Source organism: Yersinia proxima, assembly GCF_902170785.1.
In the GTDB taxonomy this organism is placed as follows: Bacteria; Pseudomonadota; Gammaproteobacteria; order Enterobacterales; family Enterobacteriaceae; genus Yersinia; species Yersinia proxima.
The window spans coordinates 137,811-162,949 of sequence record NZ_CABHYG010000009.1 but is presented as its reverse complement, the minus strand read 5'-3'; the positions used below and the strand labels follow the sequence as shown (position 1 = coordinate 162,949).

Below are 25,139 nucleotides of genomic sequence, written 5' to 3'. Positions count from 1 at the left end.
TCGTCAACCATACTCGATAGGGCAAAAATATTCGTAGTTTTAATAAGGATATAAAATTATGTCAGTTGCAAAGAAATATCTGCACTTATCCGCACTCACTTTGATAATGGGCTGTTTTACAGCAGGTGCTGCCCCGATTGCGACACCGCCGACCGGCTACACTTTGGAGCGCGTGGTTATTTTGAGTCGCCATGGCGTTCGCTCCCCGACAAAACAAACCCAGTTAATGAATGATGTTACCCCTGATGAATGGCCTCAATGGCCGGTAAAAGCGGGCTATTTGACGCCGCGAGGGGCTGAGTTAGTGACCTTGATGGGGGGGTTTTATGGTGATTATTTCCGCAGCCAAGGGTTATTGTCTGCGGGGTGTCCGGTAGATGGAACCGTCTATGCACAGGCAGATATTGACCAACGAACCCGCTTAACCGGACAGGCATTCTTGGATGGGATCGCACCGGATTGTGGTCTGAAAGTACATTATCAGGCTGATTTGAAGAAAGTTGACCCGCTATTTCATACCGTCGAAGCGGGGGTCTGTAAACTGGACTCAGCGAAAACGCATCAGGCTGTTGCGGAGCGATTGGGCGGGCCATTGAGTGATCTGAGCCAGCGCTATGCCAAACCCTTTGCCCAGATGGGCGAAGTGCTGAATTTTACCGCTTCACCTTATTGTAAGTCACTGCAGCAGAATGGAAAAACTTGTGATTTTGCCACTTTTACGGCAAATGAAATTAAGGTAAACGAAGAAGGCACTAAAGTTTCTCTGAGTGGGCCACTGGCACTATCATCGACATTGGGTGAAATTTTCCTGTTACAAAACTCACAAGCTATGCCGGATGTGGCCTGGCACCGTCTCAGCGGTGAAGATAACTGGGTTTCGTTATTGTCATTGCATAATGTGCAGTTCGATTTAATGGCCAAAACCCCTTATATCGCCCGCCATAAAGGGACTCCGTTGTTGCAACAAATTGATACGGCATTAGTGTTACAACGCGATGCCCAAGGGCAAACACTGCCACTATCGCCACAAACCAAATTGCTGTTCCTCGGGGGGCATGACACCAATATTGCTAATATCGCCGGTATGTTAGGGGCCAATTGGCAATTACCTCAGCAACCAGATAACACCCCGCCTGGGGGGGGATTAGTCTTTGAACTATGGCAGAATCCAGATAATCATCAGCGCTATGTCGCCGTGAAAATGTTTTATCAAACAATGGATCAACTGAGGAATGCTGAAAAATTAGATTTAAAAAATAACCCGGCAAGAATTGTCCCGATCGCCATTGAAGGTTGTGAGAACGAAGGTGATAACAAACTTTGCCAACTAGAGACTTTCCAAAAGAAAGTTGCCCAAGTGATAGAGCCTGCATGCCATATTTAAGTTGAACCTATCCGATGCTCACTAATATCAATCGGGTAAGATAACAGTCCATTTTGTAATAGGATGTTGCACTGTGGACTTATTGTCATATGTTATTATCCTGAGTCTGATAATGGCTGGAATTATATAAATAAAAAAAGCCGGAATTTTCTGGTAAATACAGAAAAACTCCGGCAATAAAGTGACTAACGCACTGAAAGCAATGTTGCAATTAGCGGAAGTACTACAGTTTAAATACTACTACAGTTTAAATACGATTAGCCCAGTCTGACTAAATCGAACGGTACATAGCGTTCACCGGTATGCTGTAACTCTACAACCGGCGCGCGCTCTGCCTGTACGGGTGCCAGACCTTCAGCATGAATAGCTTTTGCTACGTCAATTTCCCCAGTTTGTGCGACCATCACACGTTTGCCAGGAATAATTTGGTTTCTGTTTCTGTCATAGACCTTAACCATATTAACCTCCAATAGTTATCTGATAAGGTTCAATAACTGTCGGGCGTAATGTTCACACCTAAATATATATGGAGTTGGCTTACATTCTGTGGAAAATGATATTTATTTTTTTATCAGGGATCAAGTCGTATAAGCATTTTTTTTCGGGAAATATGTCTACTGAAAATCCGCTTCGTCAGCAGAATTTCAGTAGGGAGTCGGCAACAGAAAGCGAAATGTTATATCAGTGGCTTCTGCGTTAATGATTCCAGAATTTTTAACGGGGATTGTTGGGGGTCTTTCATCCCTTCAACTGGCAGAAGGAACGTTTGTTCTAACATAAATTGTCCTCCCATCGCGGCATGAGGTGTTTGATCTGAAAAACAGATCCAACTGCTGCCTGATGGGAAATCAATAGCTTGTTGCATGCCATTTTTTTGGTAATCGGCATCTGATTTCATTTTGTCATGCAGTTGAAGCATCAGATGGTCGTAATGGCTCCTGCGGCGCTTAGTGATCCCAACTTTATGTTGCAACCAACTGCTGACAGGAGAATAGCTATCGAGCTGCGGCAAATAGCGGCGGGCTAATTGTGTGAAGTTTTCGCCTACACGCCACGAACGGGGTTCGTTATTAGGGTTGATATTGGTAAAAATACGAATGATTCGTTCACCATAATTCGGCCGCGAAGGGAAAGCATCAACATGCAAGCGGCTATCATCTTTTCGCCATGATGTTTTATCGCGCCAGGCGGCAACCGGATGCAAGCGCAGGCTATTGGTCGGGCTGTGCAGTGCAGAGGTATACTCCGGTAATAACTGATTCACCAGACTAAGGCAACTCCGATAATAGCGCTCAAGTAACTGGCGGGTTAATGCCACTTTGCTTTCATCTGTAACACCAGTCAGGCTGCCATCCAATGGTTTGAAGCTGATATTTTTACGCTTAACATCAACCAGTGCCGGGTTAAGCAGTTGCTTTTCCTGTTCACTTAGTTCAAACGCCAGATGGGGTAGAAAAAGCACTTTACCTTGTTCCAGAGCCTCTATAGCACCGGAACTTTGCTCTTCATTTTGGCCCCAATGAGTATGAGGGAGCGTAAGAATCGATGAATCTGACGCATGGCTGTGATTATTGCTCATCAACTATTCGCTTCTATATATTAATTATGTAAAGCATAACTATTTATTATAGATAAAATGAGAGGCAGGGTACAGATTTCAAAATTTACTTTCTTTGGGGAATTGTGCTAATGGGGGTAATCGCCGGAGAACAGGGGATGACTTAACAATTGATGTCTGGATTTTGGCATATTCCGCCCATCGGTCAGTGATAGTGTCCAGTTGCTCCATCGAATGAATATATAGCCGGCTGATAAAACTGTCGTTACCCGCCACCTTGTCACACTCAACACATTGCGGTGTATTCTGAATCATTTCTTCAGTTTTATGCATCATCCCTGGTAAGGGCTTGACGTGCACAATAGCTTGCAAGTGATATCCAAAAGCTCGTTGATCCAAATCCAGTGTGTAACTGCGGATAATATTGCGCTCTTCGAGACGTCGTAGGCGCTCCGATGTACTGGGTGAGGATAGACTGACTTGCTGTGCCAGGTCTTTCAGGGAAATACGTGAATTCTCTGCTAAAATGGCAATCAATTGTTCGTCAATCTTGTCCATGCCGGTATGCCTTTTATTATTAAAAACAATAACATTATTATAGGCATCATTTTAATTTGCTAATGATGTTTTCCTAAGAAATATAATGGGTTTGGTCAATAAAAGTTGAGTTTTGTTGTCAACCGAGATAAAGGTTGTGTGAGCGCCGCCACGGTTTATTCGATGAAAAGTAGGTCAGTTGACGAAGTTCTGTATTCCCTACCGAGTTTCGGCAGGGAGGGGGTCTTCATACCGATAATTAATGTCCGATAGCGGTGGTGCTGGCGAGTGATGCAGTTTGATTGGACTCATTGGTTTGCATAGACTTTTTTTGCAGATAGGCCAGATCATAGACATCGTAAAAGTCTATTTCACCTTTATTACTGATAATATGTTTAAAGCGAATCTTAAAGTCATCACTAATATTTTTACTATTTAATATTTCATCAATTGCTTGCGTCGATAATGCACGACTAAAGAACCATTCACCGTTATAGCAAACACGTAAATCGAGAATGCCAATATCTTCAAATTTAAATACGGGTTTGATTTCCATCATAAGAACAGCAGACATTAAAACAAAGAAAACGGTGAAGGCCACCATATAGCCAGTGCCAAAATATGGGGTTAAGTACATCAAAACTAAAACGAAGAAATATGATACCAACATTGCAAGACAAAGATAGGGATGCTTGTAGACAAAATCGCTGTTAAATTTTAACCGGCCATCTCTTTTTTCTTTCTGGTTTATTCTTGCGATGTCGTCGATTAATATTTTTTTAATTATGTCCATAATGATGACCTTGTGATGAATAACCTATATAAGTTAAACCATAGCGGTTTGTTATAGAATAACATGAGAAGTTAAATTTAAAGCATATCAGTTTGATTAATTAGTTAGCAAAACTGTTATAGTTTGATAGACGAAAATGCGGGATTATTATTAAATCATCAGATGAAAACAAGCACTTATGCTGCAATTTCACCTGATGAGTTTTCATGGTTCGGGTAATTGTTGTTCTGAACCACCTTAAGCGGTCAGGACGATTTTACCAATATGCGTGCTGCTTTCCATCAATTCATGGGCTTTTGCCGCATCTTCCAACGGGAAAGTCTGAAATATTTGTGGTTTCATTTTCCCAGCCCCCAACAATGGCCAAACCAGTTGTTCCAGCTCTTTAGCGATAAGCGCTTTTTCTGCCACAGTACGTGAGCGCAATGTTGAGCCGGTATGAGTTAGGCGTTTTAGCAACATTAACATCAGATTCAGGTCTTTGGCATTCCCGTTCTGGGTGCCAATCTGAACGATACGACCATTCATTGCTGCCGCTTCATAGTTACGCGCGACATAATCACCCGCAATCAAATCCACGATGACATCAGCCCCTTTCCCTGCAGTGGCTCGTTTAGTCTCGGCAACAAAATCTTCCGTGTGATAGTTAATGGCGATATCGGCACCTAATGCCAGACATGCTTGCCGTTTATCTTCGGAGCCCACAGTGACTATCACAGTTTTAGCACCAAATGCCTTACTGAGTAGTATAGCAGTGGTGCCTATTCCGGAAGAGCCACCGTGGATTAATACGGTTTCACCCGCAGTAAAATGACCTCGCTGGAAGAGGTTCGTCCACACAGTAAAGAAAGTTTCTGGTAGTGCAGCCGCTTCGATTTCAGTCAGACTGGGTGGGATGAACAAGGCATTGGTTTCATGGATAACGCAATACTGAGCATAACCGCCGCCTGCGATTAACCCACACACTTTGTCGCCAATTTTAAATCGTGTGACATCAGCAGCGACTGCAACTACAACACCTGCAATTTCTAATCCTGGGATATCGGAGGCCCCTGGCGGTGGAGCATATTGACCTCGGCGTTGCATGACATCAGGGCGGTTAACTCCTGCGGCTGAAACCTTCACTAAAATTTCACCCGCAGCGGGCATCGGTGTAGGGCGCTGAATGGGAGTTAAGACTTCAGGGCCACCAGGCTGAGTAATCTCAATGGCGACCATGTTCGCTGGGAGATGGGTTAACGATGTCATAATATTCCTCTTGTAACATGAATATACTGAGTCAGGAGCTGTGCCGATGACGAAGTGATTATCTTAGCCCCGTAATCTAAATAATTCATGGAGTGAATGTGCTTAAGTTATGACAAGGGCGCAAAGGGGAGAGAGCGGCGAGTGAAAGCAGAAAACAAAAAAAGCGCCCAATAGGGTGAGCGCATAAATTTGCAAAGGAGTAGTACATGTATGACTCGTTGCATTGCAATAAGCGAGACTAAGAGATGTTTAGAACATATTGATACTAGGAATATTTCCTTAAGTTCGATATAGGGATAAATCTGAAACTGGGCGTATTAGAAATTCTGTTGCTATCATCAGATTGAGTCTTTGTATTGCCAACAGACTTGATATTGATAAATCTCATTAGTCAGTAAGTTATCAGCATGGACGCTAGGGCTCCATGAGTCATCACCACCCACCCCCATATGGAAACCATCAATATTCAACCAAGTACCTGCTTCTGGCCTAAGCAAATGTTGATGGCTGGTCATCATGAGTTGCTGTGCGCTGTAGCGACTGATACCAAAATGGAACTGACCGGTTAATTGCCAATTCCCGTAATTCAAAGTATTGGTTTTGCAGCGCAGCCCATTTTCACTGGGGAAAATGTAGGGAGTGTGCATCTGCTCAAGGGGGTGCGACCAATGGCTATATTGTGCTGACAGTTGACGGTCAGGATAATTTTCGTGTGGCCCCAACCCTAACCAGTCGACATTTTCATAAACATCAGATAATTGGCAACACATACCGACCCTTGCTAAAGAGGGGAGTGACGTCGCTACCTGGACTTGAACATCGATGGTCATGCGCCCTTGTTGATCAAAACGGTATAGCCAATGTGTATGTAACAGCTGTTTTTGGGCAAACTCGTAGATATATTCCGCGCTGATTTGTATTGTCTGAGACAATGTATCTGCTTGCAGTGATAAGCAACGTTGCTCCAGTTGATACATTCCAGCTTTTTTCCAGCGTTCAACCCAGGCATTCGGGTCAATGCGTGTTGCCTCACTGATACCAATATCGTTGTCCAGCGGCGCACGAACAAATTGATCGCGTAAAGGGGTAAGTAACCTGTTTTCCCCATCTACATACCATTGCTCAAGTAATCCGGTTTGACGATTAAATTGCCAGTATTGTTGCTGATGGGCTACCGTAATATGCTGCGCATCTTGATGTAACTTGAGGTTATTGGACGTAGCTGAATCAGTTAAAGAGTGATGCAAGACCGATAATGACTGTGGTAAACGCCATTGATGCCAGGCGCTACGGTGACGGCTTGGCGACCATGGGGTTTCTTTTACCTGTCTGACTTCAATGTTCAACCATAAATCACCGGGCTCACTGATAACAGGTAACCGCTCGGTTAGGGTGAAATGCTGTGTGCTCTCAGGTGATAGGTTTAGCGGGAAACTCCCGTCTAAAATTGATTCACCGGCTAACTCAATGCGCCAGTACAGATGTTCATTATCACTGTTTCTGAACAGATATTCACTGGTCACATTGATCACCAGCGGCGAGCTGCTAATGAGCGAGAATTGGAAAAACTGTTGCGCGCATTGCGCCTCATACAAACTGGGGTGCGGGGTGCGGTCTGGGGAAACTAATCCATTCATACAGAATTGACGATCATTGGGGCTGTCGCCAAAGTCTCCGCCATAAGCCCAATAAGGGTGACCATTTTCATCATTACGGGTAAGGCTTTGGTCGACCCAATCCCAAACGAATCCGCCCTGTAGTCGAGGATATTGGCGAAACGCCTGCCAATAGCGGGCAAATCCACCAAAACTGTTCCCCATTGCATGAGCGTATTCACACAAAATCAATGGACGAGATTCATTGGGCAAACCAATCCATTTCTTAATGGCCCACTTAGGCACCGCAGGAAAGGGCTGATCTTCATCCACACGGGCATACATTGGGCAAACAATATCAGTGGCTTGAGTATTTGCACCGCCCCCTTCATATTGCACCGGGCGCGTGGGGTCATTGGTTTTTATCCAACGATAGAGTGCATCGTGTGTGGCACCGTGGCCTGATTCATTGCCCAATGACCAAATAATAATACAAGGATGGTTACGATCACGCTGAACCATTCGGGTAACGCGTTCGCTAAAAGCGGAAAACCATTGTGGATCATCTGCCAATCGCCCCATAGGTTGCATCCCATGAGTTTCAATATTGGCTTCATCGACAACATATAAACCGTAGCGATCGCACAGGCGATACCACAGCGGGTGGTTGGGGTAGTGCGAGCATCGTACGGCATTAAAGTTATGTTGCTTCATCAGAATGATATCTTGCAGCATACTTTTTTCATCAATAGCCTGGCCCGTTTGTGGGTGATGCTCATGACGATTCACTCCACGAATCAATACCGCTTTGCCATTAATTTTTAGCAAGCCTTGATGAATGGCCACTTGACGGAAGCCAACATCATAGGCTTCCGCTTCTATCAATTTTTGCTGATTATTCAGCAGCGAGACGACAACTCTATATAGTGTAGGTTGTTCCGCGCTCCATAATAAGGGATGTTCTACTCGCAGGCTCAGGTAGGTGCGATCGGCATAATGGCCACGTTCGTCAATGGCTTGAGTGCCCAGAGGTTGTTGCAAACTAGCAACCAACGCATTTGCCAACCAAAGCTGTACCTGAATCTGATAGGCTGCCGTCACTTGTGAGTTATTGATATCAAGTGGATGAATGTTAACTGCGGCCATCACCTCTAAATTAGCAGAGCTGAATTCTGGCGATAAATGCGTTGAGATGTGAATATCACGCAAATGTATATCTGGTTTGTGCAACAGGCTAACATCGCGAAAAATACCACTCATCCGCCACATATCCTGATCTTCCAGATAACTACCATCACTCCAGCGTAATACAAGTACGGCGATGCGGTTATTACCCTCCTTCAGATAAGGAGTGAGATCGAACTCGGCAGGTAGACGACTATCTTGGGAATATCCAACCCACTGGCCATTGCACCAGAGGTAGAAAGCGGAGTTCACACCATCAAAGATAATGCGGGTTTGCCCCGATGAAAGCCAATTGGGATCAACGGTAAAGTTAGATGAATAGCAGCCGGTTGGGTTATTTGTTGGCACTCGTGGTGGATCAACGGGAATAGGGTATTGCACATTGGTATAAATCGGGGTGTCATAACCTTGGCGTTGCCAATTGGACGGCACCGGCATAGATACAGCTTCTGGTAAATCGTGATCAACCCATTCATCGGGCACGGATTCTGGTTGGGTAAAATAGCTAAATGACCACACGCCATTGAGTAATTGCCGCTGTGGGGAAGATGTATCGTTTTGTGCTGCATCAAGGTGACGCCAACTGTAAAATGGTGGGTGTGCCTCCAGGCGGTTGTACTGCGTTACCTGCGGATTTTCCCAATCCCGGCGAAGCAAAATCTGCGATAAAGCTGGTGTAGCCTGCTGTTTAATTTCTTGCTGTGCGGTCATCATTTCAGCCTTATCTTTTACGTAAGTTGGCTCGTTTGCGCTCGTATTTTTAAAAATGTTATGCGCTCACAATTACAATGACATCAAGATGAGTTCAGCTGAAAATAAAGTAAATAGTTGTTGGTTAAATAATCGAGAGTGATCTCATTTATTCGTTTTTATGTCGCATGGAGTTAACCGGGGCGGTGGTCTGGCGGATTATCAGTTCAGTTGCTAATGACAATGAGTGGGATGATGGCTCAATGGTATGGAGTAACCTGATAATTAGGCGGGACACACTCTCTTCTCCTAATAACCGGAAATTTTGCCTGATAGTGGTGAGTGGCGGCTGGAAATAAGCGCTGTCTGCTGTGTCATCATAACCGATAACCGAAACCTGCCTTGGCACCGCTATATCATGTTCATGCAGAGCACGCAGGACACCCAGCGCCATTTGGTCATTAGCAACCAAGATGGCACTAAATGGGATATTGCTGGCAATCAACTTCTGTATTGCCTGATAACCACTTTGTGCACTCCATTCTCCATAGTAGACCGCTTGCGGTGCCAGCGAGGCATTATTCAATGTCTGTAACCAGCCCTGAAAACGTAATTGGGCTGAAATCGCGTCCTTGGGCCCGCAGATAAACACTATTTGCTGGTGACCCAATGCAATAATGTGACTGGCACCTTGAATGGCACCTATTTTAGGATCAAAGAGAACACTGAATGCAGCAGACTGTGGGTCTACATCAAGAAAAAGAACCGGAGTGTCGGCACATTGTTCGGTAATTTTCTGGCTGCGTTTTGGTTTCAAAGGAACATTGACTAAAATCCCATCAACACGTTGAGCCAGTAACTCGTTTATAGCTTGCTGGCAGGCGTGTTCGCCGTGGTCATCAACCATGGCGATAACCACGTTATACCCCAATTCGCGGGCTTTTCTTTTTATCGCGGCGGCGATTTGTGAGGGGGCATGCAAAGAAAGATCGGTGGTGGCTAACCCGAGTGTCAGGCTATGTTTACCCGCTAATTGCTGGGCTACCCGGTTCGGAACATAGTTCAGCTCAACCATAGCCAATTCAACTTTATGCCGGGTTTTAAGCGATACATGAGGAGCCTGGTTTAAAACACGCGATACAGTTTGATAGGAAACACCAGCCTGGCGTGCAACATCATCTAAAGTGGCAGACTTGGGCTTCATGTATCTCTCTCAAGGATAGGCGGCCGCTTATAATAGCAAATTCAAAGGATAAATTTTCAGCATCAGGCTGCAAATAGAATTAAAACAGGTTATTGGAGTTTTTTGGCTTTGTTGGTTCTAAAATCAGCAGAAGTATTTGGGAGGATTTACAATATTTTTACTGATTATCCTGCGTAATACCGAGTTGCAAGAGTATAATAAATAGCTTTTTTGGTCTTATTTTAGTCATGCAAACAAGAATCTTCCGTTTGCCTGCTAAAAAGAGTTGCTATTAAAAGCCGGTCATGAGTTAATGCGTCTCGGCCTGTGGTACAGACCTATTTATGCACGACATCTTGAGTAAAGTGGTTCATATTTAAAGCGTTATCGTTGATAGCTCTTCACTGACGAATTTCCTTCATAGTGCCTCCATAAGTAACGACTGATAACCGGCTATAACACGCCCATGGTGGCAAAATTTTTTAATAAAGGAAATACACATGTCTAACATGATGAAAGGTCAAGTAAAGTGGTTCAACGAGTCTAAAGGCTTCGGTTTCATCACTCCAGCTGATGGCAGCAAAGACGTGTTCGTTCACTTCTCTGCAATCCAAGATCAAGGCTTCAAGACCCTGGCTGAAGGCCAGAATGTACAGTTCTCTATCGAGAACGGTGCTAAAGGTCCGTCTGCAGCAAACGTAACTGCAATCTAATTGGCCCTAGGCTGATTATAAAAAAACCCGCTAAGGCGGGTTTTTTACTTTCTGGCGCTAGGCCATCGAATTAACCCGCTCTTCTTTTGTCCCTCATCTGCTTATTTTCCAACAGCTTCTTCGTGCGAATTCATTCTTTTCTGATACTTAAATATATTCATCAAAAGCATAGGCTTGATTACGCGTAAACCTTATCATTCTCACCTGATTCTGTACTACACTAGCAGCATTGATTTAATTGAAGGTAATGTCATGAAAGTAAATGATCGGGTAACAGTAAAAACCGATGGCGGCCCTCGACGCGAAGGGGTTGTTTTAGAGGTGGAACAGTTTAGCGAAGGTGTTATGTATTTGGTTTCGCTGGAAGATTATCCGGCAGGCGTCTGGTTCTTTAATGAAATTGATAGCCATGATGGCACCTTTGTTGAGCCGCTTCACAAGTAAAGTGGCTCAAACACTTATTGGCCGGGCGTCCATTGTGCGGCAATAAAAAACCGGAGGAAGGTGTAAGCCTTGCCTCCGGTTTTGTTATCAGCCTTTGTAATTATCATTCAACTGAATAGCTTCTAGTGATCGCTTAGAAAGTTTCCCAGTTTAGTGAATCATCAGTTGGCTTCTTACTCCCACCAGTTTTATTCTGGCCTGCTGAAGTAGGGGCGGGTGTTTTAAGTGCCGGGGCAGGGTTGCGTCCATTTAAATGGAATACTGCAACTGCTTGAGTCAGTATTTCAGCCTGTTGCTCCAAAGAGGCGGCAGCAGCGGATGCCTCTTGTACTAAAGAGGCGTTTTGCTGTGTCACGTTATCCATTTCAGATACCGCTTGCGCAACCTGGCTGATGCCGCGGCTTTGTTCATCTGATGCCGATGCAATCTCTCCCATAATATCAGTTACATGTGTGACAGCTGTAACAATCTCGTCCATGGCTTTACCCGCATCAGAAACCAGAATCGACCCATCACCAATAAGATCAACTGAGACTTCGATTAGCGATTCTATCTCTTTGGCCGCATCAGCACTGCGCTGTGCCAAATTACGAACTTCACTGGCAACCACGGCAAATCCACGGCCTTGCTCACCGGCTCGGGCGGCTTCTACCGCAGCATTCAATGCCAGGATGTTGGTTTGGAAAGCAATGCTGTTAATGACGTTAGTAATTTCAGCGATCTTCATTGAGCTAAGAGATATTTTATCCATCGTGCTAACAACATCATTCACGATATCACCACCTTGGGCTGCCTTACCGGATGCATTTGCTGCCAATTGGCTGGCATGGTGGGCGTTTTCCGCATTTTGTTTAACGGTGGCGGTCAGTTGCTCCATGCTGGCTGCGGTCTGTTCAAGTGAGGCGGCTTGTTGCTCGGTTCGTGCGGAGAGGTCTGTATTGCCCAGCGCAATTTCACTGGAACCTTGATAGATAGATTCTGCACTGCTACGAACGGCTTCAACCGTGGAGGATAATGAATCCTGCATTTGCTGAATATTATGACCTAATACACCGATTTCATTGCGGCCAAATGGGGCTGGACTTTGTGTTAAATCCCCTTGAGCAATGCGTTGAATTCGTTCTACCAGCCGGTTAATCGGCTTGATAATGACTTTGCTGATCACTAAAAAAGCGATTAATGTCAGCAAAATAGCCAGAATAAAGGCGCCTCCCATCAGCATGTACCCAAGGCGTGCTTCCTGCTGGGCCGACTGATTAATTTCGTTGGCGCGTTCAGTGCGATATTTAACGGCTTTTAGTAAAGGCTCGTTATAGGCATCATCTAACTGATTAAGTTTTTCTGCCTCCAAAGAGATAACTTCTTCGAAATGTCCCTCTTTCGTCGCCTCTAACATGAGTTTCATACCATCGTCGCGATACTGTTCATAGGCCTTTTTGAGGGGGCCGTCCAGAGCGGTGTCCGTTTCAGATTTGATTGGGCGGTTATAGTAGAGGTCAAACATCTGTTGTGACTGAGAAATACGATTTTCTGCATTCTTCAAGCCTTGTTGGTAGCCCGTCGCATCGCCAATACGTGCCGATGATGCAGCCTGAATTAAGATAAGGCGTGCTGTACGCAGATGGTTTGAGCTGTTAGACAGGCCCAGACGGATATCCAGTTCTTGAGTTGCTTCTTCCAGCGATTGGTTACTTTGTTTTAAAAAGTATCCCGACGTACCAATTGCCGCGGCAAATAACAGCAGTATCCCCGCCAAAATGGCGATAAACAAAGTGACCAGACGCATATTATTAACAAAAAACACTTTCGTATCTTTATTATGTTCTGGCGTTATTTTTATATCCAATGGCTTATGCGTACTTCCACGTTTCATTGTCAGTTCCGTTTCTATAGTCGCTCGAGGAAAGGTCCTTGCCCTATCTGCCCTTACATGAAGTTACCTTGTGGTTGGCGGCCGAATGGCAACTTCAATGAGTTTGGGTTAAGGCATCGCTACTTAAAGTTAATCCACCCCTATATCTAAAATAATCTCAACAGTCCTTTAAGAATCTATCGGCAACAGCCCTAAAATAGTTAGGACTATAAATGAGATCGCGATCGCAGTTTGAATTAAAGAGTCATTACATTTCTGTAATTACGTCAAGGACTTGAAAGGTTTTCTCTGGCGCAATACGTCCCACGCCAGTTAGGGAGCGGTCTATTGAAGCCACTGCGCAGTAGCATTACCAAGAGGAGAGGCGGCAAGCCCCCAAGACCATTGGGTTGTTGATAAGGATAGTGGTGCACGCAAACGTAAAGCAGGGCCCCAATAAGTCATTTCGGGTTGCAATTGATAATCTTCAGTTGTTGCACCGCTGGTTTTTAAATTGATGCCATCCGGCTTATAAGGAGTATCAATCAATATATTGGCGGTACGAGCTAAAGATAGGCGGGCGCTGTAACCGGTATTTTGTGTCAGGCGCTGAATCAGTCCTTGTATCGCGGCTGCTGCCATCAAATAACCTGTTGCATGATCTAATGCTTGCACTGGCAGGGGGAATGGGTGCGGCGTGTTTTGCCATTTCATCCCTGCCTCAGCAATGCCACAACTCATTTGTACCAGGCTATCAAAACCACGCCTGCTACGCCAAGGGCCGCTCCAGCCATAGGCATTCAGACAAATATCAACTAATCCGGGGGATAACTGCCGCCGCTGATGTGGCCCATAGCCTAATTCATCTAATGCACCGGCCCGGTAGCCGTGAATAACAATATCTGCCTGACGTAATAATGCTTCAAAGATATGGCGATCATGGTGATTAGTGAGATTCAATCGTGCACAGCGTTTGCCTAGGGTGACTTCTGGCTCAATCGCTGGTTCATTCCAGGAAAAGGGATCGATGCGCAAGACATCAGCCCCTAATCCGGCCAGAAAGCGGGTAGCTATGGGGCCAGCCAGTACACGAGTGAGATCGAGTACTCGAATCCCCGCCAGTGGCTGTGTCATAGGAATTTCCCAGGCGGGGGCGGTTACCTGTGGATGCTCAAAGGCGGCAAAGAGAGTCTCTTGCGCAACACTCTTTCCCTGCATATGTTGTTGCCATTGTTGGAGGGAGTACATTTGTGCAGCACATCCACCAGAGGTGATCACTGCACGCTCCAACTCACTGACTTTCCACTGGCTGACTACATCAGCTACAGCTGCTTTATGTTTATGCGGCCCTAATATATGCTCAACAACCCCACGATGGTGCGGGGCATTAGTGTGCAAACGAATCCAACCATCACTGGCTTGATAATCGCCAGCGATGGCATCCCATGCGGAGGGTAATTGCCAGTTAATCGGTTTCAGCGACCAGGCAAACCACAAGGTAGCCAAATGTTGATCAACAGTCACTTGTGGGTGTAAACCATGTTTTGCTTTGATTAATGCTGCAACCGCTAATCCGGCGGTGGCAATGGATGCACAAGCCAGTGAGGTGACGGGGAATGCTGATGGCAGTTGCCCTTCACCGGTGAACAATAATGAGGTCTCAGGTAAATCGGCATAACCCAGGCTGTTCCATAGTTGGTGAGTCATCGTTGCTGTTTGCGATATTGTCATGGAAAGCTCCAGTGATAACTTTATGCTTGCAGTGTAGCAACAAGGAGGATGCTTTGCCGGAGAAGCCTTATTTTTGACAAATAGATATGTGATGGTTAAATGTTATTAATTTGGGACTTATATACGCACTGTCATTTCTATTATTTAATTAATTCTAATTGGTTTAGGTTTTGTTTAGAAATATAGTCTTTACATAATTATCATTGGAAACTATACTCTTGAAAAATTTCGGTGGAGAAACTAATGGATACGCAAAGTAGTAGTCAAATAAGCAAGGCAAGCTAACTCATCTCCCTACCGATTTGTTGCTTGCCGAGAAATGGCGGGCAGCACCCTCTCTGTATTTCCTGAGCTGTGCATACCCTATAATTTTTTAACTCGATAATGATATTTTGAGTTTATTAGTTTGGGTTTTTATTATGGTATTTAACAACCACGCACTCTTCCCTCCAGGCGCTAGCACCCGTTATTGCTGATTTACCGTTAGGTATATATCAGCACAATAGCCTGTGTGCTAAATAGCACATGATTATACCCGTTATACTTCAAGCTGCATATGTGTTGGCTATGTTCAATAACCCGAATCACTTACTGGTCTTGATCTTAAGAAATAAGTAAGCTCATCGGGATTATCTTACTTGCCGCCTTCCTGCAACTCGAATTATTTAGGGTACATTCTACCAATGATTAATTCATGGAGAGAATCATGGCATTAACTCCTTTTGTTGTGAATTTATTGCTGGCGATGTGTCTGGGCGCGTTAATTGGTGCCGAAAGACAATGGCGTCAGCGTATGGCTGGATTACGGACTAATGCATTAGTTGCGACGGGTGCAGCCGTGTTTATTCTCAGCTCCTATGCCACCTCACCTGATAGCCCAGGGCGTATTGCTGCTCAAGTGGTTTCCGGAATAGGTTTTCTTGGGGCTGGCGTTATCATGCGCGAAGGCATGAATATTCGCGGCCTGAACACGGCGGCAACTTTGTGGTGCTCTGCAGGGATTGGCGTGCTTTGTGGTCTGGGATTGTATTGGAATGCTGTTGCGGCAACAGCAGTTATTCTATGCGCCAATATATTGCTACGTGAGGCTGCGCAACGTATTAATATGCAGCCTCAGCAACAAGCCGTTGATTTAGAAGTTCGTTACCGCATTCAAGTAACGTGTGGCGCGGAAGATGAAATATTGGTCCGTACCCTTATTTTACAGGCTCTCAATGGTGTGGCATTACGGTTGCAATCATTATGTAGTGCCGATATTGCCAAGCCCGGTCAATTAGAAGTCTGTGCTGAAATAATGGCGACACCTGCTGCACAAAAAGAAATTGAAAGTATTGTTTGTCGCGTCAGTTTGGAGCGGAGTGTCAGTGCTATTCATTGGCGCATAGCCTCAGAGTTACCTGTATAAGTCAGAAAATTAATATACTTTTCAAATTAGCAGTCAATAAATAATGCTGCCCCATGTGGTAGTAAGGAGTTGTTATGGACGATCACCCCGGAGTTAACTTAATTAGCAGCTGCTAATTAAATATAAAATTAGCAGCGCAATAATAAATAATTCAGCACATTTGTCTCTCAATAATTGAGCGGATAAACCCTGTGCGCTTAGAATTAAAAGAGAAGCGTTATGACCAAATTTCAAAAGACAGGTACAGGCCGTAGCAATAATAAAAAACCTTTTACTATTGCATTAGAGGCTACAAATAGCCTGGATCAAACATTATCCAGGCTGAATGCTAATTTAAACGGACTAACAGAGGAAGATGCCAAAGAACGGCTAGAGTTATACGGTCTTAATGAAGTTGCACATGAGAAAGCACCTCCGGCACTGATTCAATTATTGGCTGCATTTAATAACCCTTTTATTTTTGTTTTAATGATTCTGGCAGTAATCAGCTTCGTGACTGATTATTGGCTACCTTTACAACGTGGTGAGGAAACCGATCTGGTTGGCGTTGGTATTATTGTCACAATGGTCTTAATCAGTGGGTTATTACGTTTTTGGCAGGAATACCGCACCAACAAAGCAGCAGAAGCACTGAAATCGATGGTACGCACCACGGCGACGGTTCTGCGCCGCAGCAACCATAGTGCTCAACCGGCAAAACAGGAAATTGCCATTAAGCAACTGGTGCCGGGAGATATTATTTTATTATCTGCCGGGGATATGATCCCTGCTGATTTGCGACTGATTAAATCACGAGATTTGTTTATCAGCCAGGCGATTCTGACAGGAGAAGCCATACCCATTGAGAAGTATGACGCCATGGGGGCGATAGCACCAAAATCCGTCGAGGCAGATGCCAGCAGCGAGAGTGAATTACTTGAGTTGTCGAATATTTGTCTGATGGGGACTAACGTTGCCAGCGGAACAGCAATGGCGGTGGTGGTTGCCACTGGAGGGCATACTTATTTCGGGTCGCTTGCTAAGTCTATTGTGGGTAACCGCGCGCAAACCGCGTTTGACCGGGGAGTTAACAGTGTTAGCTGGTTATTGATCCGCTTTATGTTGGTGATGGTGCCAATTGTATTGCTGATTAATGGATTCACAAAAGGCGATTGGAGCGAGGCGGCGCTGTTTGCGTTGGCGGTAGCCGTTGGTTTGACACCTGAAATGTTGCCGATGATTGTCAGTTCTAACCTGGCGAAAGGTGCGATAGCGATGTCGCGGCGCAAAGTGGTGGTTAAGCGGCTGAATGCCATACAAAATTTTGGTGCTATGGATGTGCTCTGTACTGATAAAACCGGGACATTAACGCAAGACCGCATCATTCTTGAACACCATTTAGATGCACGTGGCAGCAATGACAGCCGAATATTACAGCTGGCGTGGCTGAACAGCTTCCACCAAAGTGGCATGCGCAATCTGATGGACCAGGCGGTTATCAAATTTAGCCGTGGCAAGCCAGAAATTGATGCTTTGCGCAGTTTTAATAAAGTGGATGAGTTACCGTTTGATTTCATTCGCCGCCGTCTGTCTATCGTGGTGAAAGACGAACAACAGCATCAGACATTGATCTGTAAAGGTGCGGTGGAGGAGATGCTGAGCATCTGTACTCACGTGCGCGAAGGTGACGCTATTTATCCACTGGATGAAACTCGCCGTACTTCATTGTTGGCACTAGCCACGCAATATAATGAAGATGGTTTTCGCGTCTTGCTATTGGCTACGCGCGAGTTAGGTACAGAGGTGAGTAAATTACCGCTCAATATAGATGACGAACGCGAATTGGTTGTTGAGGGATTACTGACGTTTCTTGATCCACCAAAAGAGAGTGCAGAGGCGGCGATTGCTGCATTGCGGGAAAATGGCGTGGCGATAAAAGTATTAACCGGTGACAACCCGATTATCACAGCCAAAATCTGTCGCGATGTGGGGCTGGAGCCAGGTGAGCCACTAAGTGGCCTTGATATCGAGAACATGGATGATGAAAAGCTGGCGCGAGAAGTGGAGTTGCGTACGGTATTTACCAAATTAACGCCGCTGCAAAAATCACGTGTTTTGAAAATGTTGCAAAGCAACGGTCACACTGTCGGTTTTCTTGGCGATGGTATTAATGATGCCCCGGCATTGCGCGATGCGGATGTGGGGATTTCCGTTGATACTGGCACTGATATCGCCAAAGAGTCTGCCGATATCATTTTGCTGGAAAAGAATTTGATGGTATTGGAAGAGGGCGTAATTAAAGGACGCGAGACTTTTGGTAATATTATTAAATACTTGAATATGACCGCCAGCTCGAACTTCGGTAATGTTTTCTCTGTGTTGGTCGCCAGTGCATTTATTCCATTCTTACCCATGCTTGCCATCCACTTACTGCTGCAAAACCTGATGTATGACATCTCTCAGCTCTCTCTGCCATGGGATAAAATGGACAAAGAGTTTTTACGTAAACCGCGTAAGTGGGATGCTAAAAATATTGGCCGTTTTATGCTGTGGATTGGGCCAACTTCGTCCATCTTTGATATCACCACCTTCGCATTGATGTGGTTTGTTTTTGCAGCCAACAGCGTCGAGCACCAGGCGTTGTTCCAATCAGGTTGGTTTATTGAGGGCTTATTGTCGCAGACATTAGTCGTTCACATGTTGCGCACACAAAAAATTCCGTTCATTCAAAGTACTGCGGCCTTGCCTGTGCTATTAACCACCGGTGTCATTATGGCTATTGGTATTTATATTCCGTTCTCACCATTAGGAACATTGGTTGGGCTACAACCATTACCATGGCAATATTTCCCATGGTTAGCTGGTACTTTAATTAGCTACTGTGTTGTTGCGCAATTGATGAAGCAGTTTTATATCCGCCGCTTCGGCAAGTGGTTCTAACACGTATACTGATATCCAGAAACCCGGGGCCAATCGGCCCCGGAACAATGATGATTATTCATTACTGACACGAATAACCAGCTTGCCAAAATTCTTACCTTCTAATAGTCCGATAAAGGCCTGCGGTGCATTTTCTAAACCATCGACCAAATCTTCACGGAACTTGATTTTCCCTTGTTCCACCCAAGGGGTCATTTGTTGTAAGAAGTCATCGAAATGCGGGGCATAGTCATCAAAAATGATAAATCCTTGCATCCGAATTCGTTTGCGCAAAATGATGCTTTGCAACAGTGGTAAACGATCCGGGCCTTCTGGCAATTGGGTGTCATTATAGCGGGCAATCAATCCGCAAACTGGTATTCTGGCGCGAGGATTCAATAAGGGTAATACCGCGTCAAAAACAGCTCCACCCACATTTTCGTAATAGATGTCGATACCATCCGAACAGGCTTTCTCCAGTTGTTGCGCAAAATCAGTTGCCTTATGGTCAATGCATGCATCGAATCCCAACTCCTCTATTACATAGCGGCACTTTTCTGCTCCGCCAGCAATACCGATAACTTTGCATCCTTTCAATTTACCTATTTGCCCGACAACGGAGCCAACGGCTCCACTGGCTGCCGCCACGACCAATGTTTCACCCGCTTTGGGCTGACCAATATCCAACAATCCCATGTAAGCTGTAAAGCCTGGCATCCCCAAGACACCGAGTGCGCGTGAGGGATGAGAGAGTTGCGGCCCCAAATTACGAATATCAGAGCCATCCGATAATGCATAATCCTGCCAGCCGCTACGAGCTAGTACCCAATCTCCAACCTGAAAGTCCGGATGTTGTGAGGCTTCAACCCGTGAGACAGCACCACCCACCATCACATCACCTACCTCAACTGGAGCGGCATAAGATGGAGCATCGCTCATTCTGCCTCGCATATAAGGGTCGAGAGAGAGGTAGCGAGTGCGCAGTAACACTTGTCCTGCTGTGGGTTGCGGGATGGGTTGAGTGTCTAATATAAAATTTTCCTGAGTTGGCATCCCCTGTGGGCGTGAGGCCAACAGAATGCGGCGATTCTTTATTTTATCTTGAGTCATCAGATTCCCTTATTGCGAGTCGTTTAATGCGGAGCGTAAAAAGAGTGAGTGCTGAAAATCATAGTTGAACTCTTCATAAGGGGTTCAGCTAATAGTGCGCAAGGGTGAGAAAAGCGTTGCCATTGGGCAGGCTAACGCCTTTAGAGAGAAGAAGTCTACTTCGTTAAAGCGGCACTATCAGCACATCCACCGTGCTGGTATTAATCAGGCGAGCCGCTGAGCAGGAAAATTTATTGAGCAACCTTGTACTGTGATTGCCACATATCACCAGGTCAATATGTTGCTGTTGACAGAAATAAGCCATGCTCTCGGCAAACTCACCATGAACAACGGTTCGGTTCTCAATAGGATAATCAGCATTGATAGCCAATTCTTCCATAAATAACAGTGCTTCTTCTTGCAACACTGAACGCAAATCACCCAACATTGGGGCAGCGTAGCTGCTGTACATTTCCGGTTCTGTTGTCAGGGTAATTAATGAGACGCGACCATCATAAGGTCGGACAATAGAAACGGCTTTATTCACCAATTGTTGGCTATCGGGTGAAAGGGCTACTGCAACTAATACATTCCTGTATCCCATTTTAAGCTCCCATAAGCACGGCTATAGCATAAAGGTTAGGGGATCACACTTTTAAGAAATGCGATATGAATCACACTTGGCATCGAACAAGGAAAAAAACCATTTGTAGCATAGGGTTAAATGAAGTTAATGCTCAGAAAGAGATATGTGAAACTTATGTTTCAAACATTATTAATTAATATCACTTACATTTCTCTTACAACTCCCTTGCAAAAATACGGATATAGACCAAAGTTGAAAAAGCGTTCGCTGAAAAGGGAGGTACGCAGTGAAGGTGAAACATGTAGTTACCTCTGCTGCCTTTTATAATACGTGTTATCAATCTTTTTAACGAAAAAAGACAAACAGGTTAATAAATAAACGACGAAAAGCACTTTTTGGCATCGCATAAATATTCGTTAAAACGCAATAGTACCGGAATGTTACTTATGGTATTTCCGAGTTTTAAGTCACGTATTAGACCTTAATGCTGATAATTTGTTGTTAAGGCAGATTTATATTCTGCTATTTTGCTTTAGGTATGCTTTTGTTCGAATTGATCTAAAAACACTAAGAATTGGGCCTATATCCTTAGTTTTTTAGCTCTTTTCTGACTTCTGGCTATTTTTTGAACGCACAAGTGGTCAATAAACACCCAAAAAAAGGTATTGATAATGAATTTATATTTTATTTTTGTGATCTGTGTCACATTACATTTAAAATGAATCACTAGTCACATTGTATGTGCTAACGATTCGGGAGTAGAGTTGGGCCTCTCTAGGATTATTCCTAATATTTTGTAAGAAAAGTTTCATGTCGAAGATACATTATCAGAATCAGAGCAGCATAAAATCAAACTGCCAGATAGACGACATGTCATTTCATACCAAAACGGTATTTTTGCGATGTTGCACCAGCAGGTTTCAATTACTTTTAGTTCTATAGGTTCTAATTAACTGTATAACGGGAAGGATCCCAGGTCTTGGGTGAGGAATACTATCATCCAACTTATGTTTTAAAACATAATCAGTCGGGATGTGTAAAATGAGTACGTCTGAATTACTCAAACATATTTATGATATTAATTTGTCATACTTGCTTTTAGCACAACGGTTAATTAACGATGAGAAAGCCTCAGCGATGTTTCGTCTCGGTATTACAGATACCATGGCAGATGCATTATCGCAGTTAACATTACCGCAGATGGTTAAATTAGCTGAGACTAACCAATTGGTCTGTCATTTCCGTTTCAGTGATCACAATACAATTCATCATCTGACGAAAGAATCTCGTGTGGATGATTTGCAGCAAATCCACACCGGAATTTTATTGTCGAGTCACTTACTCCACGAGCTATCGTTAAAAGACGGTAGTGCGTCCAAGAAAAGAGCATGACCGATGGTTGAGAAAAGTATTGTTCAGGAAGCCAAAGACATTCATTTGGCAATGGAGTTGATAACTTTAGGTGCGCGCTTGCAGATGTTAGAAAGCGAGACGCAACTCAGCCGGGGGCGTTTAATTAAACTCTATAAAGAGCTGAGAGGCAGTCCTCCCCCTAAAGGAATGTTACCGTTTTCCACCGATTGGTTTATGACTTGGGAACAAAATATTCATTCATCGATGTTTTATAACGCTTATAGTTTCTTGCTAAAAAGTGGGCAATGCACCGGTGTTGAGGCCGTTATTAAGGCTTATCGTCTTTATCTCGAACAGTGCCCGGATCAGTCTGGAATACCGCCATTACTGGCGTTAACCCGTGCCTGGACCTTGGTTCGGTTCGTTGATAGTGGTATGTTACAGCTCTCTGGTTGCAGTTGCTGTGGTGGTACTTTTATCACTCATGCGCATCAACCACGCAACAGCTTTGTTTGCAGTCTTTGCCAGCCACCTTCCCGCGCAGTAAAAAAACGTAAACTTTCTCCGCAATCTGCCGATATAACTTCACAACTGCTGGATGAGCAGGTTAGACGCGCAGTTTGAGTTTCTTTGAGTTGTCAGAATTTTGGGTTGCAGCAGCGGTATGGATACCGTTTCTGTCACCCACTAATGGCAACTCATGACCCTCAAAGGGTGCTAACGCCTCACCTTCCACCCACACACTTTGCTAAGGATATCGCGTGTTAGTTATTTTGGGTTATATCGTGGTCTTAGGTGCGGTTTTTGGCGGCTACATCATTGTCGGTGGTCACCTGGGCGCATTATATCAACCAGCTGAATTTTTAATTATCGGTGGTGCGGGTATTGGCGCATTTATTGTGGGCAACAATGGCAAAGCGATAAAAGCCACAATGAAAGCCATGCCAAAACTGATGCGTCGTTCTAAATATAATAAAGTTCTCTATATGGACTTAATGGCGCTGTTGTACCGCTTATTAGCAAAATCCCGTCAACAGGGAATGCTGTCATTAGAGCGGGATATAGAAAGCCCCTTGGAAAGTGAAATTTTCTCTAATTATCCAAGAATTTTGGCCGATAAGATATTAGTGGAATTTATTACCGACTATTTGCGATTAATTGTCAGTGGGAATATGAACGCTTTTGAAATCGAAGCCTTGATGGATGAAGAGATCGAAACTCACGAGCAAGAATGCGAAGTACCTGCCGGTAGCCTGGCGATGGTCGGCGATTCTTTACCTGCATTCGGTATTGTTGCCGCCGTTATGGGGGTGGTGCATGCCTTGGCATCCGCAGATCGGCCCGCCGCAGAACTTGGGGCGTTAATTGCCCACGCGATGGTAGGGACATTCCTCGGTATTTTGTTGGCATATGGATTTATCTCACCGTTAGCGACGTTGTTACGTCAACAGAGTGCAGAAACTACCAAAATGATGCAGTGCATCAAGGTGACTCTGCTTTCCAGTCTGAACGGATATGCGCCGCAAATTGCCGTGGAATTTGGTCGTAAAACGCTCTACACCACAGAACGTCCTTCGTTCATTGAGCTGGAAGAGCATGTGCGCAGAGTGAAAGCTCCAGCACCGCAAGCGACAGAAGAGGACGCATGAAGCATCAGAACCACCCCGTTATTCTGGTCAAAAAGCGCAAAGCCAAACATGGCCAAGCCCACCATGGCGGGTCATGGAAAATTGCTTATGCTGACTTTATGACAGCAATGATGGCCTTCTTTCTGGTGATGTGGTTGCTGTCAGTTTCCAGCCCGCAAGAGCTGACGCAAATTGCTGAGTATTTCCGCACACCATTGAAAGTTGCCCTGTCTAGCGGTGAAAAAAGCAGTGACAGTACCAGCCCAATTCCTGGCGGTGGTGATGATCCCACCCAACAAGTCGGTGAAGTGCGCAAGCAGGTTGATTCTGAAGAGCGCCGCAAAGAAGAATATCGACTGAATAAGTTACGGGAAAAACTGGATCAATTAATTGAATCAGACCCGAGATTACGCGCTTTGCGGCCGCATTTGTTGATTAATATGATGGATGAAGGGCTGAGAATTCAGATTATTGATAGCCAAAACCGGCCAATGTTCAAGATGGGGAGTGCTCAGGTTGAACCGTATATGCGCGATATTTTACGTGCCATAGCGCCAATTCTGAATGACATTCCCAACAAGATAAGTTTGTCTGGCCACACCGATGACTTGCCGTATGCTTCCGGTGAACGGGGTTACAGCAACTGGGAGTTATCGGCAGATCGTGCCAATGCTTCACGTCGTGAGTTATTGGTCGGTGGTTTGGATGAAGGCAAAGTATTACGCGTGGTAGGTATGGCATCGACGATGCGTTTAAAAGAACAGGCATCCGATGACCCGGTTAACCGTCGTATCAGTATTTTGGTTCTGAATAAACAGACTCAACATGATATTGAGCACGAGAATTTAGATAACAAAGCGCTGGATATCGAAAAAGCTGAGAGCTTAAAACAGATTGATTCTACCGGGGCGGCGCCTGCGGTGGCATCACCCGCTACTGTTGCGGTGCCACCAGTGGCCACCGGTGCAGCGATACCCACAGCACAATCTGGCACTAGCGGATCAGCATCAGCACCTGCGGCAGTCTCGACAACATCGGCTTCGACAACAACAGTTTCGACAACAACAGTTTCGACAACAACAGGTTCGCCAGCGACGGCAACTGAGTCGGTGAAAGCGGTGGCACCGCCTGCAGCAACACCACAAACACAACAATCGAGCACGGAGAACATTACTCGAGTGACCAGTGGGCCAACGACATCGTTGCCAGCGGCACCTGCCAGTAATGCACCGGTCTCTCCGACAAGCCGCGACGCACAGTAGAGGTG

The 25,139-nt window shown here is 45.0% G+C and carries 20 protein-coding genes; 9 read left to right on the top strand and 11 right to left on the bottom strand.

Going from position 1 to position 25,139, the window contains the following annotated elements:
• Window positions 1–58: 58 nt before the first annotated feature.
• On the top strand, window positions 59–1,384 hold the full coding sequence (locus FTB31_RS07365) for an AppA family phytase/histidine-type acid phosphatase (RefSeq protein ID WP_227728857.1): 1,326 nt from the start codon (window positions 59–61) through the stop codon (window positions 1,382–1,384).
• A gap of 257 nt (window positions 1,385–1,641) precedes the next feature.
• Here the strand turns inward: FTB31_RS07365 and ydfZ are convergent, their stop codons facing one another.
• From ydfZ to FTB31_RS07330, 7 genes are all read right to left on the bottom strand, one after another.
• Window positions 1,642–1,842 carry a putative selenium delivery protein YdfZ gene (gene ydfZ / locus FTB31_RS07360; protein WP_050075339.1) on the bottom strand — a complete coding sequence of 67 codons (201 nt, stop codon included), beginning with the start codon at window positions 1,840–1,842 and terminating at the stop codon, window positions 1,642–1,644.
• Window positions 1,843–2,060: 218 nt separating this feature from the next.
• Entirely contained in the window at window positions 2,061–2,963 is a 903-nt protein-coding gene (locus FTB31_RS07355; RefSeq protein ID WP_050075340.1) for a Kdo hydroxylase family protein, read from the bottom strand.
• Between the two features lie 78 nt (window positions 2,964–3,041).
• Entirely contained in the window at window positions 3,042–3,500 is a 459-nt protein-coding gene (locus FTB31_RS07350; RefSeq protein WP_050075341.1) for an Lrp/AsnC family transcriptional regulator, read from the bottom strand.
• Between the two features lie 238 nt (window positions 3,501–3,738).
• The gene (locus tag FTB31_RS07345; RefSeq protein WP_077174921.1) at window positions 3,739–4,272 is read right to left on the bottom strand and encodes a YlaC family protein; all 534 of its coding nucleotides are present in this window, start codon (window positions 4,270–4,272) and stop codon (window positions 3,739–3,741) included.
• A gap of 237 nt (window positions 4,273–4,509) precedes the next feature.
• A complete protein-coding gene (locus FTB31_RS07340; protein WP_050075343.1) occupies window positions 4,510–5,520 on the bottom strand; it encodes an NAD(P)H-quinone oxidoreductase in 1,011 nt (336 codons plus the stop codon).
• Between the two features lie 338 nt (window positions 5,521–5,858).
• Window positions 5,859–9,011 (bottom strand): beta-galactosidase, encoded by a 3,153-nt coding sequence (locus tag FTB31_RS07335; protein WP_227731251.1) that lies wholly within the window; start codon window positions 9,009–9,011, stop codon window positions 5,859–5,861.
• A 148-nt stretch (window positions 9,012–9,159) separates the two neighbouring features.
• Window positions 9,160–10,194: a LacI family DNA-binding transcriptional regulator gene (locus tag FTB31_RS07330; RefSeq protein WP_050075345.1), complete on the bottom strand. Its 1,035-nt coding sequence runs from the start codon at window positions 10,192–10,194 to the stop codon at window positions 9,160–9,162.
• 479 nt (window positions 10,195–10,673) lie between these two features.
• Between FTB31_RS07330 and cspE the strand changes: the two genes are divergently transcribed.
• Both cspE and dsrB read left to right on the top strand, forming a co-directional pair.
• Window positions 10,674–10,886, top strand: coding sequence for a transcription antiterminator/RNA stability regulator CspE (gene cspE, locus FTB31_RS07325; protein WP_002210893.1), 213 nt, complete (start codon window positions 10,674–10,676; stop codon window positions 10,884–10,886).
• A 252-nt stretch (window positions 10,887–11,138) separates the two neighbouring features.
• A complete protein-coding gene (gene dsrB / locus FTB31_RS07320; protein WP_004701013.1) occupies window positions 11,139–11,330 on the top strand; it encodes a protein DsrB in 192 nt (63 codons plus the stop codon).
• Between the two features lie 133 nt (window positions 11,331–11,463).
• On the opposite strand, the gene FTB31_RS07315 is transcribed toward dsrB, so the two are convergent.
• Window positions 11,464–13,203 carry a methyl-accepting chemotaxis protein gene (locus tag FTB31_RS07315; RefSeq protein ID WP_050075346.1) on the bottom strand — a complete coding sequence of 580 codons (1,740 nt, stop codon included), beginning with the start codon at window positions 13,201–13,203 and terminating at the stop codon, window positions 11,464–11,466.
• Window positions 13,204–13,527: 324 nt separating this feature from the next.
• Window positions 13,528–14,913, bottom strand: coding sequence for a CoA transferase (locus FTB31_RS07310; RefSeq protein ID WP_227721625.1), 1,386 nt, complete (start codon window positions 14,911–14,913; stop codon window positions 13,528–13,530).
• Between the two features lie 706 nt (window positions 14,914–15,619).
• Between FTB31_RS07310 and FTB31_RS07305 the strand changes: the two genes are divergently transcribed.
• Both FTB31_RS07305 and mgtA read left to right on the top strand, forming a co-directional pair.
• Complete coding sequence (locus FTB31_RS07305) at window positions 15,620–16,318, top strand: MgtC family protein (protein ID WP_050075347.1); 699 nt, start codon at window positions 15,620–15,622, stop codon at window positions 16,316–16,318.
• A gap of 219 nt (window positions 16,319–16,537) precedes the next feature.
• The gene (gene mgtA / locus FTB31_RS07300) at window positions 16,538–19,237 is read left to right on the top strand and encodes a magnesium-translocating P-type ATPase (RefSeq protein WP_227731250.1); all 2,700 of its coding nucleotides are present in this window, start codon (window positions 16,538–16,540) and stop codon (window positions 19,235–19,237) included.
• Window positions 19,238–19,291: 54 nt separating this feature from the next.
• On the opposite strand, the gene FTB31_RS07295 is transcribed toward mgtA, so the two are convergent.
• Together FTB31_RS07295 and uspC are read right to left on the bottom strand one after the other, a co-directional pair.
• Window positions 19,292–20,326 (bottom strand): NADP-dependent oxidoreductase, encoded by a 1,035-nt coding sequence (locus FTB31_RS07295; RefSeq protein ID WP_227731249.1) that lies wholly within the window; start codon window positions 20,324–20,326, stop codon window positions 19,292–19,294.
• 163 nt (window positions 20,327–20,489) lie between these two features.
• Window positions 20,490–20,909, bottom strand: a complete 420-nt coding sequence (gene uspC / locus FTB31_RS07290) for a universal stress protein UspC (protein WP_050075350.1) — start codon at window positions 20,907–20,909, stop codon at window positions 20,490–20,492.
• Window positions 20,910–21,932: 1,023 nt separating this feature from the next.
• Between uspC and flhD the strand changes: the two genes are divergently transcribed.
• The 4 genes from flhD (at window position 21,933) to motB (ending at window position 25,134) form a co-directional block, all read left to right on the top strand.
• Window positions 21,933–22,283 carry a flagellar transcriptional regulator FlhD gene (flhD, locus tag FTB31_RS07285; protein WP_005164498.1) on the top strand — a complete coding sequence of 117 codons (351 nt, stop codon included), beginning with the start codon at window positions 21,933–21,935 and terminating at the stop codon, window positions 22,281–22,283.
• A 3-nt stretch (window positions 22,284–22,286) separates the two neighbouring features.
• Window positions 22,287–22,868, top strand: coding sequence for a flagellar transcriptional regulator FlhC (flhC, locus tag FTB31_RS07280; RefSeq protein ID WP_050075351.1), 582 nt, complete (start codon window positions 22,287–22,289; stop codon window positions 22,866–22,868).
• A gap of 137 nt (window positions 22,869–23,005) precedes the next feature.
• Window positions 23,006–23,893 (top strand): flagellar motor stator protein MotA, encoded by an 888-nt coding sequence (gene motA / locus FTB31_RS07275; RefSeq protein WP_050075352.1) that lies wholly within the window; start codon window positions 23,006–23,008, stop codon window positions 23,891–23,893.
• Window positions 23,890–25,134 carry a flagellar motor protein MotB gene (motB, locus tag FTB31_RS07270; RefSeq protein ID WP_227731248.1) on the top strand — a complete coding sequence of 415 codons (1,245 nt, stop codon included), beginning with the start codon at window positions 23,890–23,892 and terminating at the stop codon, window positions 25,132–25,134. The genes motA and motB overlap by 4 nt, the downstream gene beginning before the upstream one ends.
• The last annotated feature ends 5 nt before the right edge of the window (window positions 25,135–25,139 follow it).

What these genes read in the sequence shown, in the direction of transcription:
- FTB31_RS07365 (WP_227728857.1), top strand. Translation starts at nt 59, where the DNA reads ATGTCAGTTGCAAAGAAATATCTGCACTTATCCGCACTCACTTTGATA.
- ydfZ (WP_050075339.1), bottom strand. Translation starts at nt 1,842, where the DNA reads ATGGTTAAGGTCTATGACAGAAACAGAAACCAAATTATTCCTGGCAAA.
- FTB31_RS07355 (WP_050075340.1), bottom strand. Translation starts at nt 2,963, where the DNA reads ATGAGCAATAATCACAGCCATGCGTCAGATTCATCGATTCTTACGCTC.
- FTB31_RS07350 (WP_050075341.1), bottom strand. Translation starts at nt 3,500, where the DNA reads ATGGACAAGATTGACGAACAATTGATTGCCATTTTAGCAGAGAATTCA.
- FTB31_RS07345 (WP_077174921.1), bottom strand. Translation starts at nt 4,272, where the DNA reads ATGGACATAATTAAAAAAATATTAATCGACGACATCGCAAGAATAAAC.
- FTB31_RS07340 (WP_050075343.1), bottom strand. Translation starts at nt 5,520, where the DNA reads ATGACATCGTTAACCCATCTCCCAGCGAACATGGTCGCCATTGAGATT.
- FTB31_RS07335 (WP_227731251.1), bottom strand. Translation starts at nt 9,011, where the DNA reads ATGACCGCACAGCAAGAAATTAAACAGCAGGCTACACCAGCTTTATCG.
- FTB31_RS07330 (WP_050075345.1), bottom strand. Translation starts at nt 10,194, where the DNA reads ATGAAGCCCAAGTCTGCCACTTTAGATGATGTTGCACGCCAGGCTGGT.
- cspE (WP_002210893.1), top strand. Translation starts at nt 10,674, where the DNA reads ATGTCTAACATGATGAAAGGTCAAGTAAAGTGGTTCAACGAGTCTAAA.
- dsrB (WP_004701013.1), top strand. Translation starts at nt 11,139, where the DNA reads ATGAAAGTAAATGATCGGGTAACAGTAAAAACCGATGGCGGCCCTCGA.
- FTB31_RS07315 (WP_050075346.1), bottom strand. Translation starts at nt 13,203, where the DNA reads ATGAAACGTGGAAGTACGCATAAGCCATTGGATATAAAAATAACGCCA.
- FTB31_RS07310 (WP_227721625.1), bottom strand. Translation starts at nt 14,913, where the DNA reads ATGACAATATCGCAAACAGCAACGATGACTCACCAACTATGGAACAGC.
- FTB31_RS07305 (WP_050075347.1), top strand. Translation starts at nt 15,620, where the DNA reads ATGGCATTAACTCCTTTTGTTGTGAATTTATTGCTGGCGATGTGTCTG.
- mgtA (WP_227731250.1), top strand. Translation starts at nt 16,538, where the DNA reads ATGACCAAATTTCAAAAGACAGGTACAGGCCGTAGCAATAATAAAAAA.
- FTB31_RS07295 (WP_227731249.1), bottom strand. Translation starts at nt 20,326, where the DNA reads ATGACTCAAGATAAAATAAAGAATCGCCGCATTCTGTTGGCCTCACGC.
- uspC (WP_050075350.1), bottom strand. Translation starts at nt 20,909, where the DNA reads ATGGGATACAGGAATGTATTAGTTGCAGTAGCCCTTTCACCCGATAGC.
- flhD (WP_005164498.1), top strand. Translation starts at nt 21,933, where the DNA reads ATGAGTACGTCTGAATTACTCAAACATATTTATGATATTAATTTGTCA.
- flhC (WP_050075351.1), top strand. Translation starts at nt 22,287, where the DNA reads ATGGTTGAGAAAAGTATTGTTCAGGAAGCCAAAGACATTCATTTGGCA.
- motB (WP_227731248.1), top strand. Translation starts at nt 23,890, where the DNA reads ATGAAGCATCAGAACCACCCCGTTATTCTGGTCAAAAAGCGCAAAGCC.